The organism is Leptolyngbya sp. KIOST-1, assembly GCF_000763385.1.
In the GTDB taxonomy this organism is placed as follows: domain Bacteria; phylum Cyanobacteriota; class Cyanobacteriia; order Phormidesmidales; family Phormidesmidaceae; genus Nodosilinea.
This window is the reverse complement of the sequence record NZ_JQFA01000002.1, coordinates 458,608-474,044: the sequence shown is the minus strand read 5'-3', so window position 1 is coordinate 474,044 and position 15,437 is coordinate 458,608. Positions and strand designations below refer to the sequence as shown.

At 60.7% G+C, this 15,437-nt stretch carries 9 protein-coding genes; 3 read left to right on the top strand and 6 right to left on the bottom strand.

Annotated features, from left to right (window positions below):
- Positions 1 to 32: 32 nt before the first annotated feature.
- The 3 genes from alaS to NF78_RS02230 all read right to left on the bottom strand — a co-directional run bounded on the left by alaS (position 33) and on the right by NF78_RS02230 (position 4,910).
- Positions 33 to 2,690, bottom strand: coding sequence for an alanine--tRNA ligase (gene alaS, locus NF78_RS02240; protein ID WP_035984637.1), 2,658 nt, complete (start codon positions 2,688 to 2,690; stop codon positions 33 to 35).
- A gap of 471 nt (positions 2,691 to 3,161) precedes the next feature.
- A complete protein-coding gene (locus NF78_RS02235) occupies positions 3,162 to 3,944 on the bottom strand; it encodes a general stress protein (protein WP_052050585.1) in 783 nt (260 codons plus the stop codon).
- A 126-nt stretch (positions 3,945 to 4,070) separates the two neighbouring features.
- Positions 4,071 to 4,910, bottom strand: coding sequence for a hypothetical protein (locus tag NF78_RS02230; protein ID WP_156119609.1), 840 nt, complete (start codon positions 4,908 to 4,910; stop codon positions 4,071 to 4,073).
- Between the two features lie 1,113 nt (positions 4,911 to 6,023).
- On the opposite strand from NF78_RS02230, the gene NF78_RS02225 reads away from it, so the two are divergent.
- The gene (locus NF78_RS02225) at positions 6,024 to 6,467 is read left to right on the top strand and encodes a hypothetical protein (protein ID WP_035984634.1); all 444 of its coding nucleotides are present in this window, start codon (positions 6,024 to 6,026) and stop codon (positions 6,465 to 6,467) included.
- Positions 6,468 to 6,678: 211 nt separating this feature from the next.
- Here the strand turns inward: NF78_RS02225 and NF78_RS02220 are convergent, their stop codons facing one another.
- On the bottom strand, positions 6,679 to 7,116 hold the full coding sequence (locus NF78_RS02220; protein WP_035984633.1) for a GNAT family N-acetyltransferase: 438 nt from the start codon (positions 7,114 to 7,116) through the stop codon (positions 6,679 to 6,681).
- Between the two features lie 153 nt (positions 7,117 to 7,269).
- Entirely contained in the window at positions 7,270 to 7,818 is a 549-nt protein-coding gene (locus NF78_RS02215; RefSeq protein ID WP_156119608.1) for a hypothetical protein, read from the bottom strand.
- A 421-nt stretch (positions 7,819 to 8,239) separates the two neighbouring features.
- Between NF78_RS02215 and NF78_RS02210 the strand changes: the two genes are divergently transcribed.
- Complete coding sequence (locus NF78_RS02210) at positions 8,240 to 9,031, top strand: TPM domain-containing protein (RefSeq protein WP_035988478.1); 792 nt, start codon at positions 8,240 to 8,242, stop codon at positions 9,029 to 9,031.
- 200 nt (positions 9,032 to 9,231) lie between these two features.
- Here NF78_RS02210 and NF78_RS02205 read toward each other — a convergent pair whose 3' ends face one another.
- The gene (locus NF78_RS02205; RefSeq protein ID WP_197064745.1) at positions 9,232 to 11,463 is read right to left on the bottom strand and encodes a GAF domain-containing hybrid sensor histidine kinase/response regulator; all 2,232 of its coding nucleotides are present in this window, start codon (positions 11,461 to 11,463) and stop codon (positions 9,232 to 9,234) included.
- 189 nt (positions 11,464 to 11,652) lie between these two features.
- On the opposite strand from NF78_RS02205, the gene cobN reads away from it, so the two are divergent.
- Positions 11,653 to 15,426, top strand: coding sequence for a cobaltochelatase subunit CobN (gene cobN, locus NF78_RS02200; RefSeq protein ID WP_035984631.1), 3,774 nt, complete (start codon positions 11,653 to 11,655; stop codon positions 15,424 to 15,426).
- The last annotated feature ends 11 nt before the right edge of the window (positions 15,427 to 15,437 follow it).

The window sequence follows — 15,437 nt, the reverse complement described above, 5'->3', positions numbered from 1 at the left end:
GAGCCATCAACCCCTAGGAAACCGCCCCTTCCCTAAGCCCCCAGAGCGTCCACCAACTGCTGTTTAGCCGCCGCCAGTGCCTCGGGCAGCTTACCCGGATCGCGCCCGCCCGCCTGGGCCAGGTTGGGCCTGCCGCCGCCGCCGCCGCCCGCAATCTTGGCGATGCCGCCGATGAACTTGCCCGCTTGCAGCTTTTGCTCAATCACTTCAGGGCTAAAGGCGGCGACCAGGCTCACCTTCTCAGGCTCCGGCACCGAGCCCAGCACCACGGCCCCGGCCCCCAGCTTTTGCAGCAGGCGCTCGGCGGCGGTCTTGAGGGCCTCAGCGCTGACCCCTTCTAGCTCCGCCACAATGATTTTGAGCGACCCTACCGCCTCAGCCTCGGCCAAAAGCTGGTCCGATTTCAGCACCGCCAGCTCCGACTTGAGGGCTTCCAGCTCTTTTTGAGCGGTCTTGAGGTCGCTTTGCAGGGTGGTGACGCGATCACTCAATTCCTCGGGCTTGGCCTTGAAGCGCTCTGACAGGTCGCGCACCACCGCATCGCGCACGTTCAGGTACTCCAGCACGGCGGGGCCAGCCACGGCCTCAATCCGGCGAGTGCCGGAGGCCACCCCGGTTTCAGAAATGATCTTAAACAGGCCAATCTCGGCGGTGTTGCTGACGTGGGTGCCGCCGCACAGCTCCATGGAGACGCCGGGGAAGTCGATTACCCGCACGTCGGCGCTGTACTTTTCGCCAAACATGGCGATCGCGCCCTTGGCCTTGGCTTCCTCCAGGGGCATCACCGTCACATCGCCCTGGTGGCCTTCGGCAATCCAGCTGTTCACCTGGGCTTCGACCTGCTGCACCTCGTCGGTGCTCAGGGCGCGGGGGCAGTTGAAGTCAAACCGCAGGCGATCGAAGGCGACGAGGGAACCGGCCTGCGAAATGTCGGGATCGACCAGCTTTTTCAGCGCTGCTTGCAGCAGGTGGGTAGCGGTGTGGTTGGCCTGGGCGCGACGGCGGCAGGCGCGATCGATCTGGGCCGTCACCTGGTCGCCAACTTTTAGCGTTCCCCGCTCGACTTTGCCAAAGTGGACAAAGAAATCGCCGTCTTTTTTGACATCGTGGACGCGAATCACCAGGTCGTCGCCCGACAGGTAGCCGCGATCGCCCACCTGCCCGCCCGACTCCGCGTAGAAGGGGGTCTGGTTCAGCACCACCTGGGCCTCCTGGCCCGCCGCGATCGCCTCTACCGATTCGCCACCGACCAGCAGCGCCTCCACGGTGCTGGTGCTGCTGGTGTCTTTGTAGCCCAAAAACTCCGTCGAGTGAATGTGTTCCGCCAGGCTATCCAGGCTGCCCTGCACCGTCAGGTCAATGGTTTCGTGGGCGTCTTTAGAGCGCTGGCGCTGCTCTTCCATCGCCGTCTCGAACCCGGCCACATCGACGGTGAGCCCCTGCTCTTCGGCCACTTCCTGGGTTAGCTCTAGCGGAAAGCCGTAGGTGTCGTAGAGCACGAAGGCGTCGGTACCCGAGATCTGCTTCGTCTTTGAGCCGCTCTCGCGCTGGAGAATATCGGCCAGTAGCTTTTCGCCCCGCTCCAGGGTTTCGAGAAAGCGGGCCTCTTCGCGATCGAGTTCGGCTTTGATCTGGGCCTCGCGCTGCCGCGTGTTGGGGAACGGTGCCTCCGCCAGTTGAATCGCCGCCTCGGCCACCTTGCTTATGAAAGCACCCTCAATGCCGATCAGCCGCCCGTGGCGCACCACCCGCCGAATCAGCCGCCGCAGAATGTAGCCCCGACCCACGTTGGAAGCGGTAATGCCGTCGGCAATCATGTGGACGACGGCCCGCACGTGGTCGCCGATCACCTTGAGGGAAACCTTCGTCTTTTCGTCGGCCTTGGCGTAGTCGAGCCCGGCCAGATCCGCCGCCGTCTTAATGATCGGCAGAATCAGGTCCGTTTCGTAGTTGTTGGGCACCCGCTGCAAAATCTGGGCCATGCGCTCTAGGCCCAGGCCGGTGTCAATGTTTTGGTTTTGCAGCGGCGTCAGGGTGCCCTCGGCATCCCGGTTGTACTGCATAAACACCAGGTTGTAGAACTCGATAAAGCGCGAGTCGTCTTCGAGGTCAATGTGGTCGTCGCCCAGCTCGGGGTGGAAGTCGTAATAGATCTCCGAGCAGGGGCCGCAGGGGCCGGTGGGGCCTAAGGCCCAGAAGTTGTCGGCCTCATCCATGCGCTGAATGCGGTGGGCGGGGATGCCCACCTGGTCGCGCCAGATGGCAAAGGCCTCATCGTCTTCGCGGAACACGCTCACCACCAGGCGATCGGGCGGTAGCTTAAACACCTGGGTAGAAAGTTCCCAGGCCCAGGCGATCGCCTGTTCCTTGAAATAATCGCCAAAGCTGAAGTTGCCCAGCATCTCAAAAAACGTGTGGTGGCGCGCCGTGCGGCCTACGTTCTCAATGTCGTTGGTGCGAATGCACTTTTGCGAGGTGGTAGCCCGGTCCACATCTGACTGACGCTGGCCCAAAAAGATCGGCTTAAACTGGAGCATCCCCGCGATAGTGAGCAGCACTGTGGGGTCCTCGGGCACCAGGGAGGCGCTGGGTTTGATGGCGTGGCCCCGCGCTGCGTAAAACTCCAGAAACGTCTGGCGAATCTCTGCGCCGGTCATTGTGGTGGAGACGGGGGTGGGGGACTTTGCCATGGAACGCAGGAAGGGGTGGATGGGTCAGGGTGGATGGGTGAGTCAGCTTAGATCAATCGTAGGATGCATTAGCGCAGCCATGCATCCCTCTCAGGATTTCCCAACATTAGCGAGCTGGTTGGGTCAACGATACCCGAGTTTCTATTTTGACCGAAGATTGCGATCGCGAGGGTTTTTGGACCGGAATTTGTGGCGTTGTGGAAGGGCTTCACAGAAGCGGCAGGCAGACCGCAGCGGGTTGCTCCTTCACCAGGCGGCTTTTTCTAGAAATCATTCGACCCCGGACCGCCAAAAGCGGCTCTCCCCTGGGCACTAAAGCCGCTCGGCGGACAACGAGAACGCAGATACTCAAAAAAAAGACAGGGAATTAAACTAAATCCCTGTCTGATCCAGTTGGGTTGTGGAGTTAAGCGGAGTGAATTAGCCAGCTCCGCTCAACCCTTAACGAACGCCTGCTAGCAGGCGTAGCGCCTAGCTGCGCCGGGGCTGTTGGGTGCGGTTGTCGACCACAATCACCTCGGGCTCGCCGTCATTGTCGATGTCACGGGCATCGGTGGCGCCGGTGCGGCCCTTGGGAGCAGTGGTGCGACCGGGAGCGGCATTCGTCCCTACGGCCTTCGAGCCTGCGGCGGTTGTCCCAGTGACTCTGGTGCCCGTGGTGGCAGCGGCCCCAGGTTGGGTGGTCGCTGCCGGGGCATCGTAGGTACCCATTTCTTCAATGTGGCGATCGCGCAGAATCGACTCCACTCGGTGCACGTCGTCTACGCTACCATCGACCATCAGCAAGTAGTCACCGGCTTTGATGCGCTTCTCGTAGGTTTTGGCGCGGTCTTCAGGGATACCGGCCCCCACTAGAGCGCCCACCAGACCACCAGTGGCGGCACCAATACCGGCACCGGCCAGGGTGGCAGCGATTTCAGAAATACCGACCCCTGCGGCCAGTACGGGACCTACCCCTGGAATCGCCAGGACCCCTGCGCCCACCAGGAAACCACCGACACCGCCGAGCACGGTACCTGTGGTGGCACCGATACCAGCCCCTTCGGCTGCTTCGTTGCCCTGGTTATTGGTCAGGTCTGCAGCGCCTTCGACGTTTTCGACATGCTTGGCCAGCAGAGAAATTTTCTCCTTAGGCACACCGGCATCGTTGAGCGCCCGCAGGGCGCTTTCGAGATCTTCACGGCGTTTGAAGACACCCACAACTCGCTTAGAGGGGGTTTGGTTGAGGTTGGTTTTGGTTTGTGTGTTGACCATAGTTTCCTTCCGGTTGTTCATCGTTACATTGGGCGGGTCAGTCAGCGATTGAGCTGTTGCCCGCTACGCTTCTCAAGTCGGCTTGAGAAAAAGGGTCTGCAATTGTGGGGAGTCAAATAGGCCCGACTAGACGCTGGGGTGAGGCGGTACAGCCGACGGGTAGACTTCCTCAACAACAATCACAGGTCGATTTTGGTATCTCGACAAAAACTCTTGAATTTGGTTGTCATCCCAACCAAAGTTGGCCTCTCGCAGCAGGTTCGCATCGGCGGGGCGAGCTTGCCCAGTCACAACGATGTTTTCTCCCTGTTCCAGGTTGGCCACGTTAACGGCTTCGTCTACACCCACGACCAGGACTCCGGTGTCGCTGACCCAGCCTTCTTCAAATAGAGCAAAGGCATTGTCAGCACCCTCCAGAGGTCGAAGGTCACCTTCAACCGCCAGGGTTTCTTCAAAGTATTCATCGGGGGCATTCCAGAGGTCCTGAGGCCGCGGCGCCAGGGCAATATTCTGGGCAATTACGGCCGGCTGCTGGTCGTAATCTTCGTACAGGGCGGGGTCTAGATCGGCGACTCCGTACTGCTGGGCCGAGGCGCTATCAAATATTTCCAGTCGGCCTGTCACCTGGAGGGGAACATCCTCTTCAGGAAGCGTAAACCCACCGGCCTCGGAGGTGATGATTAAAATGCGATCGCCGTCAGTAGATTCCATGACAAAGCTATTGTCATCGATCACGTCCACCACACCGCTTCGGATGGTGACTAGTTGACCGACAACGGCATCTCCAGTTTCTGTGCCAGCTACATCTTCGGTGGTGACTGTGCCCTGGTCATCCTGTTGGGCGGTGGGGGTCACCTGATTACAAGCCGACGCTAGCGAAACCGTTAGTCCCAGGGCGATCGCCCCGATCCAACCCTTTCTGTTGCGAGTAAGGCTTAAACTTTGATGATTGTGAAGACGTTTCATAACGTTAACTCCTCCTTAATCTACAGTGAATGCATCTAGTTCTGGGGAAAAAGCGTTGCTGATAGGGAAGGGTTTTTGTGGTTTCCCTGCTATCTCTGCCAATTTCTCCTTTGCTGCTGAGGTCGATAAGGGCGACTAGCTTACTTTGACTATTGCGTCAGTTTGACTAACGCCTTATCGGCTAAACCCCCAAATGCTCGCTCTCAAAGCAACCTTTGCACACAACCTCCGAGTGTCGTCAGACACCCTTAAGCCGGCTGTCAGAGAAAAAGCAATCTGTTAGCCATCGGTTGTTCGCAGCAGGGTTTAGACCATCTAAATGGATTTGTTTTGTCTAGGGCCAGCGGTTAAGCTGACCAGATGCCTCCAGGGCACTGTTGGCCAAATCGTTTGCATACGTCTATATGGTGTAGGCAAGCTCGGTCATTGGTATCCCACCATCGGGGTACTTACTAGGACTGCTGGGAAAGAAATCAGGCTGTCTTTAGCGCCTTGTCCCTAAATCCTTTCCTGAACCTGCGCTCACTCGAATTTCAATATTGCGATGGGTTGCGATAGGTTGTGATGGGTCTAGAATTTTCAATGGCAGGATTGTTGTTTACGCAAGTTGAAACACAAGTTGATTGCTCACTTAGACTCGTTGCTTTTTAGTTACTCTGCACTCTCAAGCATCGCCCAAGAATTATCTGCCCAAGAACAATTCGAATCAAAAATCCAAAATAAACTGTAGGCAAAGAAAACGTCGTTTAATTTCAGCCGTAACCTTATTCAACATCCTAAGGCAAGTAGAAAGTAAACGACCTCCCTCAAAGGATATTATTTGTTCTCTAACTAACGATAGAGTCGCTTTACCCGGTGTAAAACCGTTCGCGGCTGTAATGTTTTTTTAAGATTTGGTTTCTTGCTTGATTGAGATCCCAAGCCCCTTTTTCTACATCCATTAGGTTTCTGTACGGCTACTCTTCAGAAGTCTATAGGCCTCGCGTTTTGACAGCTGCTTTTTTATAGCCAGTACAGCCAAAAAGTAGACTGTAAGGTCTGCCCTTAGGGTGGTTTTCCCTATTAGTGGTTGGAGTAGAAATAGAGAGCTACTGCTCATGGAGATTGAATTGCATGACGTCAAACTTTGCTAAAAAAGGGCTGCGGGTGTTGGGTGGCTGGATGGCCACAGCGCTGGTGTTTCTGTCGGCGATCGCCTTTGTCTGGCAGAGCCCTGTGTTTGCTCCCACCGCTGCCGTAGCTGCTCCCGCTGGGGTTTTGATTGCTGCCGCCGATGCGGGTGACCAGATCAAGGGAGCCGCCGACGATGTGGAGAAGGGCTCCAAAAATATTATTCGCAGCGCGGAAGACAGCGTGAAGCGGGCCGCCAACCAAAATGCCGCTAAGGTCGATCGGGCCGATGACGGCAGCGCTGTGGAACGCAAGGCCAAGCGCGACCGCGATCGCATCGAGCAGCGGGCCTCGGAGGATGCCGACCGGACTGAGCGGGCCGCCAAAAAATCCATGAACGCGGTGGAACGCGCCGTTGACAACATCAAAGATGCGTTTAGCGATTAATCCCAACCGCTAGCCGTAAGCGTAATGTCCATTGCAATTCCAGGTTTATACCTGGCTACAGCAGTGGACATCTCTGTTTGAAGCGGGGGTTGGGGAAGTCCCTGGGCAAGCCGCTAGTCCCCTACGGCAGAAGTCAGTCAACTGTTCCTGAAACCTGACACCTAACACCTGACACCCCCAGCAAGGGTTGCTCTAGTTCTGCTAGCCAGTACTAGCCTGGGCTGGGCTGGACAGGTTTTTGAAGATACTTGGGTGACTCGGTATAGCCGTGGCGGAAATAGAACCGATGGGCCAACTCTCGTCGACTGTGGCAATGGACTTCAATGCGATCGCAGCCCCGGGCTTCAGCCAGAGCACAGGTGGCGGCTTCGAGGGCGGTGCCCACCCCCTGTCCCCGCGTCCCCGGATCGACGCAGAAGTAGCTGATGCGGCAAAAGTCGCCGGGGAGTCCCAGCTGAGGAATAAAGTGCAGCGATATAAAGCCCAGCACAGCCTCCCCCTGAGCCGCTACTAGCAGGGCAGCGTCGGGGTGCGCCAGCTGACGCTGGAGGCTAGCGGCGATAAAGGCGGCACTGACCGGGTAGCCCAACTCGGTCAGCAGGGCGGCGATCGCAGCGCTATCGGCTACCTCGCCGGGTCTAATCTTCATCCGTGAGCCCACCCCTGGCTAAACGTCACCGTGGCAGGAAACATCCAGAATCGCTGCTCTTAGGCCTGAAACAGCCTGTCTAGAACACCCGCTACGGGTCATCCCTGAGACTCTAGACCTGACGCCAGAGTTCAGGAATTGAGCTTGCGACGGCTACTGCCCTTCGGCGGCAGGACGCCGCCCGCGGCCCATGGCGTTACGAAGGGCGGCCCGCAGGTCCGTTTCGCTGACGCCCAGGCGGGTGGCGGCGGCGGACAGGTCTGGGCGGGGCGGCATCTGCTCGGGCAGGCCGAGGGCGGCTTTCAGGTCGGCTTCGCTGACCCCCAGCTGAGTGGCGGCAGTGGTTAGGCGCTGGCCTCGCTCGCTGCCCATGCCGCTGCGGAGGGCGGCCCGCAGGTCGGTTTCGCTGACGCCCAGGCGAGTGGCGACGGCAGCCATATCGGGGCGGGGAGGCATTTGCTCGGGCAGGCCGAGGGCAGCTTTCAGGTCAGCTTCGCTCACCCCCAGTTGGGCGGCGGCATTAGCCATTGCCTGATTGTAGGCGCGCCTGCGTCCCTCAAATCGCTGAGCCCTCTGGTGGGTAGCCTGGGCCCTGTGAGGTCGGGTGGGGCCGGGCTGAACCTGGCTAAAGGCGGCGAGGCCCAGGCTGCCCACCAGGGCAATTCCGAGACCAGCGGTAGCTAGCAAACGCTGCATTCCCATAGATAATTCGCTCCAGTGGCTTTGAGTTGACGACTTCTGTAGAGCCGGGGCACGGTAGCAGAACCATGGTGGTCAGATTGCGCCTGTATCGTCATGGGAACTGCTGGCAGAGGCTTAGGCTTTGGGTGTCTGCGACCATTCTACTGTTAGATATTGAGGCTTGTCCGGTTGAGGACTTGGGAACTCAGAGTCACGACCTGCCCAGAACCGCACACCCAAACCAAACGCCCCAATCCCAACCCCTGGTTCACGGACAGTCAACCTTGCTCTAAGGGCAGAGAAAGATTAGAGTTATGTAAACAACTGTTAACAAAGGTATAGACTAAATTAAGGAGCATACTCCACTATTAGCTTTACTTTGGGCTGTCGGTGGGCTGCCTTTGTTGCTGGGATCAGTTTCATGTTTTTTCGCCAAGCCAGTATGAAACACGCGCTAACTGTTTTAGTCATCTGTGTGGTAAGCCTCTGCGCCTGGCTGCCGATGGCACCGGCCCTGGCCTACGACAATCCCGAACTCCTGCCTGACAACCAGACCGCCATCATCGACCTGGCCAAGTCGCTCACCTCCCGCCAGGAGGAAGATCTGGACTCCCAGCTCAACGAATTTGAAACCGAAACCGGCTGGAAACTGCGGGTGTTGACTCAGTACGACCAGACCCCAGGCCGAGCGGTCAAAGACTTTTGGGGCCTCGACGATCGCAGCATCATGCTGGTGGCCGACCCCCGCGGTGGCAACCTGCTCAACTTCAGCGTCGGCGACGCCGTCTACGACCTGCTGCCCCGCACCTTCTGGATTGAGCTGCAAACCCGCTACGGCAACCAGTTCTTTGTGCGCGAAAACGGCGAGGACAATTCCATTCTCAGCGCCCTAGAGTCGATTCAGGAATGCCTGCGCCAGGGCGGCTGCAATGTGGTGCCCGGTCTGCCCCAGGAGCAGTGGGTGCTGACGTTGATCACCTCCATCGTGGGTGGGGTGGTCTGTGGTTTTGCCGCCCACCCGCGCAAGCCGGGGCAGGTACTAGCCTGGCAGTGGGTGCTGATTTTTTCGCCGCTGTGGGGCATTTTGTTCTTTGCCTTTGGCATTGGCCCGGTGGTGACCCGCACCAGCGATTGGCTGCCCCTAATCCGCAACGTGGCGGGCTTTTTGATTGGGGCGCTGGTGGCCTACCTGACTCCCGCCTTTGGCAGTCCGGCCTCCAATTCTGAGACGTAGGATCGCGAATCAACCTGGGCCAGCCGGGATGGCTGGCCCAGGTCAAATTTCTTGCCTGACCTGCAAGAGGAGAAAAAATCTGACATTGAGGACGCCCGACAGGCCAACGGGGTGTCGTTTGAACGTTGAATTTTGAACCCCGCGCCGCGGCACTGCCCAGGGCGATTCACGATCGCCCGCCCCTCATCCCCCGACTGCTCTCAGGAGTTGATTCCCAGAGATGGCTGCGCCGCCATAATTCCATTCACCGTGGACAGCAGTTGGCGAGGATCGACGGGCTTGCTAACCCAGTCGTTGGCCCCAGCCTTGACTGCCCGCTCCGCCTGGGTGTGGTCGTCTAGCTCGATCAGGGCCAGAATTTTCGTCTCCAGGGCATCGGCTTGCTGGCGCAGGGCCACAATGATGTCGCAGCCGTCGGCACTGGCCAGGGTGAGGCTAGTGATCACCGCGGCAGGCTGGAGCAGGGCCACCTGGTCGAGCACCCGCGAACCGTCCACAATCCAGATCACCTGGTAGGCGGCGGCCGTGAGCATGTCGCAGATTAGCGTGGCGGTCTCTTCGTTGTCTTCGACCAGCACAATTCGCCCCATCGCAGGCTCGGCAGCGATTTCCCCAGTATTCAGAGGAGCCACCGATCGCTGCAGCGGAATTCGCACCGTAAAGACAGAGCCCACCCCCACCTCGGAACTCACCTTGATCGAGCCGCCGTGGAGGTCGACCAATTGCTTGGTCAGGGCCAGCCCTAGCCCGGTGCCCTGGTGCTCTCGCTGGCGCACATTTTCGAGCTGCTGAAATTTCTCAAACAGCAGGGCGTGGGCGGACGCGGCAATGCCAATGCCGGTGTCCTCAATGTGAAACACGGCGTCGTTTTGCTCGCGCCGCACTCGCAGCACCACTTTGCCTTCGGCGGGGGTGAACTTGACGGCGTTGCTGAGTAAATTGGCCAAAATTTGCCGCACCCGGCGGGGGTCGGCGACAAAGGAGTCCTGACCGTCGGACAGCTTCAGGTCGAGGCCGATGTCGATGGTGTTTCGGGCCGCCTCGTTGCGAAAAGCATCGACACTCTGGCGGCAGAGGGAGGTCAGCGAGAACTGGCGCAGGTCGAGGACGGTGCGGCCATTCTCAATTTTGGAGACGTCTAAAATGTCGTTGATGACGCGCAGCAGGTGCTCGCCACTGGCTTGAATGGTGGAGAGGTAGTCGCGCTGGCGCGGGGAAAGCTCGCCCAGCGACCAGCGCTGGAGGGTGGCCGACATGCCGATAATGTAGGTGAGGGGGGTGCGCAGTTCGTGGCTCATGGTGGCCAAAAACTCGCTTTTGGCCCGGTTGGCGGACTCGGCGGCGACCAGGGCATCGCGCAGATCCTGGGTGCGCTCGACCACGCAAACTTCGAGGTTTTGGGTCTGCTGCTGAAGGCGGTGGTAGAGCTGAGCCTGGTTGATGGCGATCGCCAGATGCTCGGCAATGTGTTGCAAAAATTCGGTTTCCCAGGGTTGCCAGCGCCGCTGGTGCTGGCACTGGTGCACAATCAGCAGGCCCCACAGGTCCTGCTCCACCACAATCGGGGCCACCGCCTTGGACTTGACCTGCACCTGCTGCAAAAAGTTCAGCAGACAGGGGCGATCGCGGTAGGTGTCGGCAATATCGTCGATTGCGATCGGTCGTTCCTGGGGGTAGCGCAGCACGCGGCTGGACCTGTCGGGATCGGTTTGAAAGCAGAGGTGCTCGGTGTAGTGGAGTACGGAGGGCAGTCGATCGCTCGACCGCGCCTCATAGGTGATGTAGCCCCTGGCAGTGAGAGCCTGGTCGCCATTTCCCTGGACCACCTCCCCCCCACTGTCCGCTCGGGGGCTGTCCATGGTTTTGACCGCCGGGGTCGAGGGGAGATTGAACTGATAGATCAGCAGGCGATCGGCCTGCAAGAACCGACACACTTCGGCGACGGTGGTTTCAAGGATTTCGGTCAGCTCCAGACTGCCCTGAATCTTGGCGATCACCTGGTTGAGCAGCAGCCGACGCTCCTGCTGCCAGCTGATCACGGTTTGGGCACCGGTTCCGTTGGCTTCGGCACAGAGCTTGACCCAGGCCAGCATAAACTGACCCAGGGCGGTGACGCTGGTGGAGAGGGGGGATTTGGGTTTGGGAAACCCCTGCTGCTGGAGCCAGGCGGCGATCCCATCGGCATCGGTGACTAGGCAGACCAGGATGCGATCGCGATCGCCGCTGTGGGGCCGCGCCGTAATTACCACCGCCAGGTCTGGCCCCAGCAGGCAGCCAAAAAACTCGTCTTCAGCGGAGTCGGTGGGTAGGTCGGCCTGGGTCAGCAGGCTGAGCTGCTGCTGCTGGCTGTACTGACGCAAAAACTGCCCCAGCAAAACCAGAGCAGCCCTGGGCAAGTCCTGTTCAGTGCCACGGTCGAGAAATATAGGCATCCTTACATTTTGAGACTGAACACGCCCATTGCGGTGGGTTGAAGCTGGGGTTCGGCGGAAGAAAGCCTTAAGGATTTACCGCCAGGGTTTGACAGCCCCCATCGTAGCTTTCGTTTTGGTGCCGCCCCGACTTACGCTAGAGTTCCTTCAGATTTGTCGTTGCCCCATTTGTTGTCCTAGAAAACGCCTATGCATCGCTTAGCGGCCACCCCCGGCGGCTGGAGTCCCGACACCGAAGGCGTTATTTGGGTCGAACAAACTCCGGCCCCGCTGGTGTTTTTGACCGCCGCCGACACCGATATTCAAAGCCTCAGCCGGGCCCTGTTTCCCGCCGACTTTCCGGGCCTGCGGGTGGCCAGCCTGCTGCAGCTCCAGCAGCAGCTCACCATCGACACCTATGCCGACGACGTACTGCGCCACGCCCGGCTGATCGTGGTGCGCCTGCTGGGGGGGCGCGCCTACTGGCCCTACGGGCTGGAGGTGGTGCGCGAGGTAGCCGCCGACACCGGAGCCGCCCTGGTTGTGCTGCCCGGCGACGATCGCCCCGCCCCCGATCTGATCAGCCACTCAACCGTGCCGCTGACGGTGGCCAACCAGCTGTGGCGCTACCTGAACGAAGGCGGCGTTGAGAACATGGCGAATGGCTTGATGTGGGCCTGCGATCGCATGCTCCACACCACCTACCACCCCCCTGCCCCCCAACCCATCCCCAACGTCGGAATCTATCCCTCCCCATCCCCCCATCCCCCCATCCCCCCAGCTTCTAAAGTCGGTCTGCTCTTCTACCGCGCCCACTACCTGGCCGGCAACACCGCCCCCATCGATGCTCTCTGCGCCGCCCTGGCCGAGCGGGGGCTGGAGCCGCTGCCGGTGTTTGTGTCGTCGCTGCAAGACCCCGAGGTGCAGGGGGAACTGCTCGGCCTGCTGAAGCCCAAGCAGGCCGAGGGCATCGACCTGCTGATCAACACCACCAGCTTTTCGGTGGCCAAGCTGGACGGGGCCAGCCCCAACCTGGCCCTTTGGGAACGCCTCGACGTGCCGGTGCTTCAGGTGATTCTCAGCGGCGGTACCAAGGCGGCCTGGGCCAGCCAACCCCTGGGCCTGTCCCCCCGCGACATTGCCATGAATGTGGCCCTGCCCGAGGTGGACGGGCGAATTATTACCCGCGCCGTGTCGTTTAAGGCCACTCACCAGCGCAGCGAGGCCCTGGAGACCGATGTGGTCACCTACGAACCCGTGGCCGATCGCATCGAGTTTGTGGCCGACCTGGCTGCCCAGTGGGCCAGTCTGCGCCGCACCCCGGTGGGCGATCGCCGCCTTGCCCTGGTGCTCGCCAACTACCCCAACCGCGATGGCCGCCTCGCCAACGGGGTTGGCCTCGATACGCCCCAGAGCGCAATTGAAGTTCTCCACGCCCTCAGCGCCGCTGGCTACACCGTGGGCGACATTCCCGCCAACGGCGACGAGCTGATCCAATGCCTTACCCATGGCATCACCAATGACCCAGAGGGCCGCGATTTTCGCCAGATTCACCAGGCGCTCTCAGCCTCCGATTACCTGGAGCATTTTGACAGGTTGCCGGAAGCGGTGCGTACGGGAATGCGCGATCGCTGGGGCACCCCTTTCGGCTCCACCCACCCACCCACCCACCCCTTCCCCATCCCTGGCCTCCAGCTGGGCAACATCTTCATCGGCATCCAGCCCAGCCGGGGCTATGACCTGGATCCTTCCCTCAACTACCACTCCCCCGACCTGGAGCCTACCCCCGCCTACTTCGCCTTTTACACCTGGCTGAGGCAGAGTTTTAAGGCTCAGGCGATCGTACACCTTGGCAAGCACGGCAATTTGGAATGGCTGCCCGGCAAGGGGGTGGGCCTGTCGCAGAACTGCTACCCCGAGGCCATGCTCGGCCCCATGCCGCACCTGTACCCATTTATCGTCAATGACCCCGGCGAAGGGTCCCAGGCCAAGCGCCGCGCCCAGGCGGTCATTCTCGACCACCTCACCCCGCCCCTCACCCGCGCCGAGCTCTACGGCCCGCTCGAAAAGCTGGAGGGCTTGGTAGACGAATACTACGAAGCCCAGAGCCTGGACCCGACTCGCCTGGCGCTAATCGGCGATCGCATCCTCACCCTCCTCACCGAAACCCACCTCCTCACCGAACTACCCTCCTCACCTTCCCCACCCTCCTCACCTTCCCCATCCACCCATCCACCCGCCCACCCATCCACTCCCCCACTCCCCACCCTCCTCCCCACCCTCGACACCTACCTCTGCGACCTCAAAGAGGCCCAAATTCGCGATGGCCTTCACATCTTTGGCCAGTGCCCCGAGGGTCGCCAGCTGCGGGACCTGATCGTGGCGATCGCCCGTCACCCCGGCCCTGGTCGCCAGGGGTTGACCCGCGCGATCGCAGAATCCTGGGGCCTCGACCTCGACCCCCTCACCGCTGAGCCGGGGGAGCCCTTTACCGGGTTAGCCAACTGTCGGATTGTGGGAGATGCGATCGCGGCGCTGGAGGAGGAGGCGTCTCGCCTGGTAGAGGCTCTCCTACAACTATCCACCCAGCCACTCTCCCACCCATCCACCCCCCTCAGCGCCGAACTCCACTGGATTCACCACCATTTAATCTCTGCCCTGACGCGTACCAGCGACGAAATCACTAACCTGCTGGCGGGCCTTGACGGTCGCTATGTGCCCAGCGGCCCAGCGGGGGCACCCACCCGCAACCGGCCCGACGTGCTGCCCACGGGCCGCAACTTTTTTTCGGTGGACATTCGCGCCATCCCCACCGAGAGCGCCTGGGATGTGGGGCGGCGGGCGGCGGAAGTGCTGGTGGAGCAGTACACCCAGGACCACGGCGAGTACCCCCAAACCCTGGGCCTCTCAGTGTGGGGCACCTCCACCATGCGCACCGGGGGCGACGATTTGGCTGAAGCGCTGGCGCTGATGGGGGTGCGTCCGTTGTGGGACGGCCCCTCGCGGCGGGTGGTCGATTTTGAAGTGTTGCCGCTGTCGGCCCTAGGACGGCCCAGGGTGGATGTCACCCTGCGGATTTCAGGCTTTTTCAGAGACGCGTTTCCCAACTTGATTGACCTGTTTGACCAGGCGGTGGCGGCGGTGGCAGCCCTGGCAGAACCGCCCGAGCAGAACCCTCTGGCCCACCGGGTGCAGCAGGAAACCCTGGAGTGGCAGCGCCAGGGGCTGACGGCGGAGCAGGCGGAGCAGCGATCGCGCTACCGCATTTTTGGCTCCAAGCCGGGGGCCTACGGGGCCGGGCTACAGGGGCTAATCGAATCACAGAACTGGACCACCGATGCGGATCTGGCCCGCGCCTACCTGAACTGGAGCGGCTACGCCTACGGCCGCAGCGCCCAGGGCCACGCTAGCCCTGAGGCCTTTGAGCAGCGGCTGCGCCAGATGCAGGTGGTGCTCCACAACCAGGACAACCGCGAGCACGATCTGCTCGACTCGGACGACTACTACCAGTTTCAGGGGGGGATGACGGTGGCGGTCCGCACCCTCCAGGGGCAGCAGCCTGCCACCTACTTTGGCGACAATGCGGTGACGGCGAAGCCGAAGGTGCGATCGCTGGTCGCCGAAATTGCTAAAGTCTACCGCTCCCGCGTCGTCAACCCAAAGTGGATCGAGGGGGTGATGCGCCACGGCTACAAAGGGGCCTTTGAGATGGCGGCTACCGTGGATTACCTGTTTGCCTACGACGCCACCGCCCGCTGCGTCGCCGACCACATGTACGAGGGGGTGGCCCAGGCCTACGTGCTCGATCCCAACGTTCAGGCTTTCGTGCAAAAAGCGAACCCCTGGGCGCTGCGCGACATGGCCGAGCGCCTGCTGGAGGCCCACCAGCGCGGCCTGTGGCAGTCGGCCCCTCGGGCAACTCTCGATGCCCTGCGACAGATTGCCAACGAAGCCGAGGGGGTACTGGAGGCGCGACAGTCGTAGGGTGCATCCGC

Coding starts and splice junctions, on each gene's coding strand:
- alaS (WP_035984637.1), bottom strand. CDS start 2,690: ATGGCAAAGTCCCCCACCCCCGTCTCCACCACAATGACCGGCGCAGAG.
- NF78_RS02235 (WP_052050585.1), bottom strand. CDS start 3,944: ATGGTCAACACACAAACCAAAACCAACCTCAACCAAACCCCCTCTAAG.
- NF78_RS02230 (WP_156119609.1), bottom strand. CDS start 4,910: ATGAAACGTCTTCACAATCATCAAAGTTTAAGCCTTACTCGCAACAGA.
- NF78_RS02225 (WP_035984634.1), top strand. CDS start 6,024: ATGACGTCAAACTTTGCTAAAAAAGGGCTGCGGGTGTTGGGTGGCTGG.
- NF78_RS02220 (WP_035984633.1), bottom strand. CDS start 7,116: ATGAAGATTAGACCCGGCGAGGTAGCCGATAGCGCTGCGATCGCCGCC.
- NF78_RS02215 (WP_156119608.1), bottom strand. CDS start 7,818: ATGGGAATGCAGCGTTTGCTAGCTACCGCTGGTCTCGGAATTGCCCTG.
- NF78_RS02210 (WP_035988478.1), top strand. CDS start 8,240: ATGAAACACGCGCTAACTGTTTTAGTCATCTGTGTGGTAAGCCTCTGC.
- NF78_RS02205 (WP_197064745.1), bottom strand. CDS start 11,463: ATGCCTATATTTCTCGACCGTGGCACTGAACAGGACTTGCCCAGGGCT.
- cobN (WP_035984631.1), top strand. CDS start 11,653: ATGCATCGCTTAGCGGCCACCCCCGGCGGCTGGAGTCCCGACACCGAA.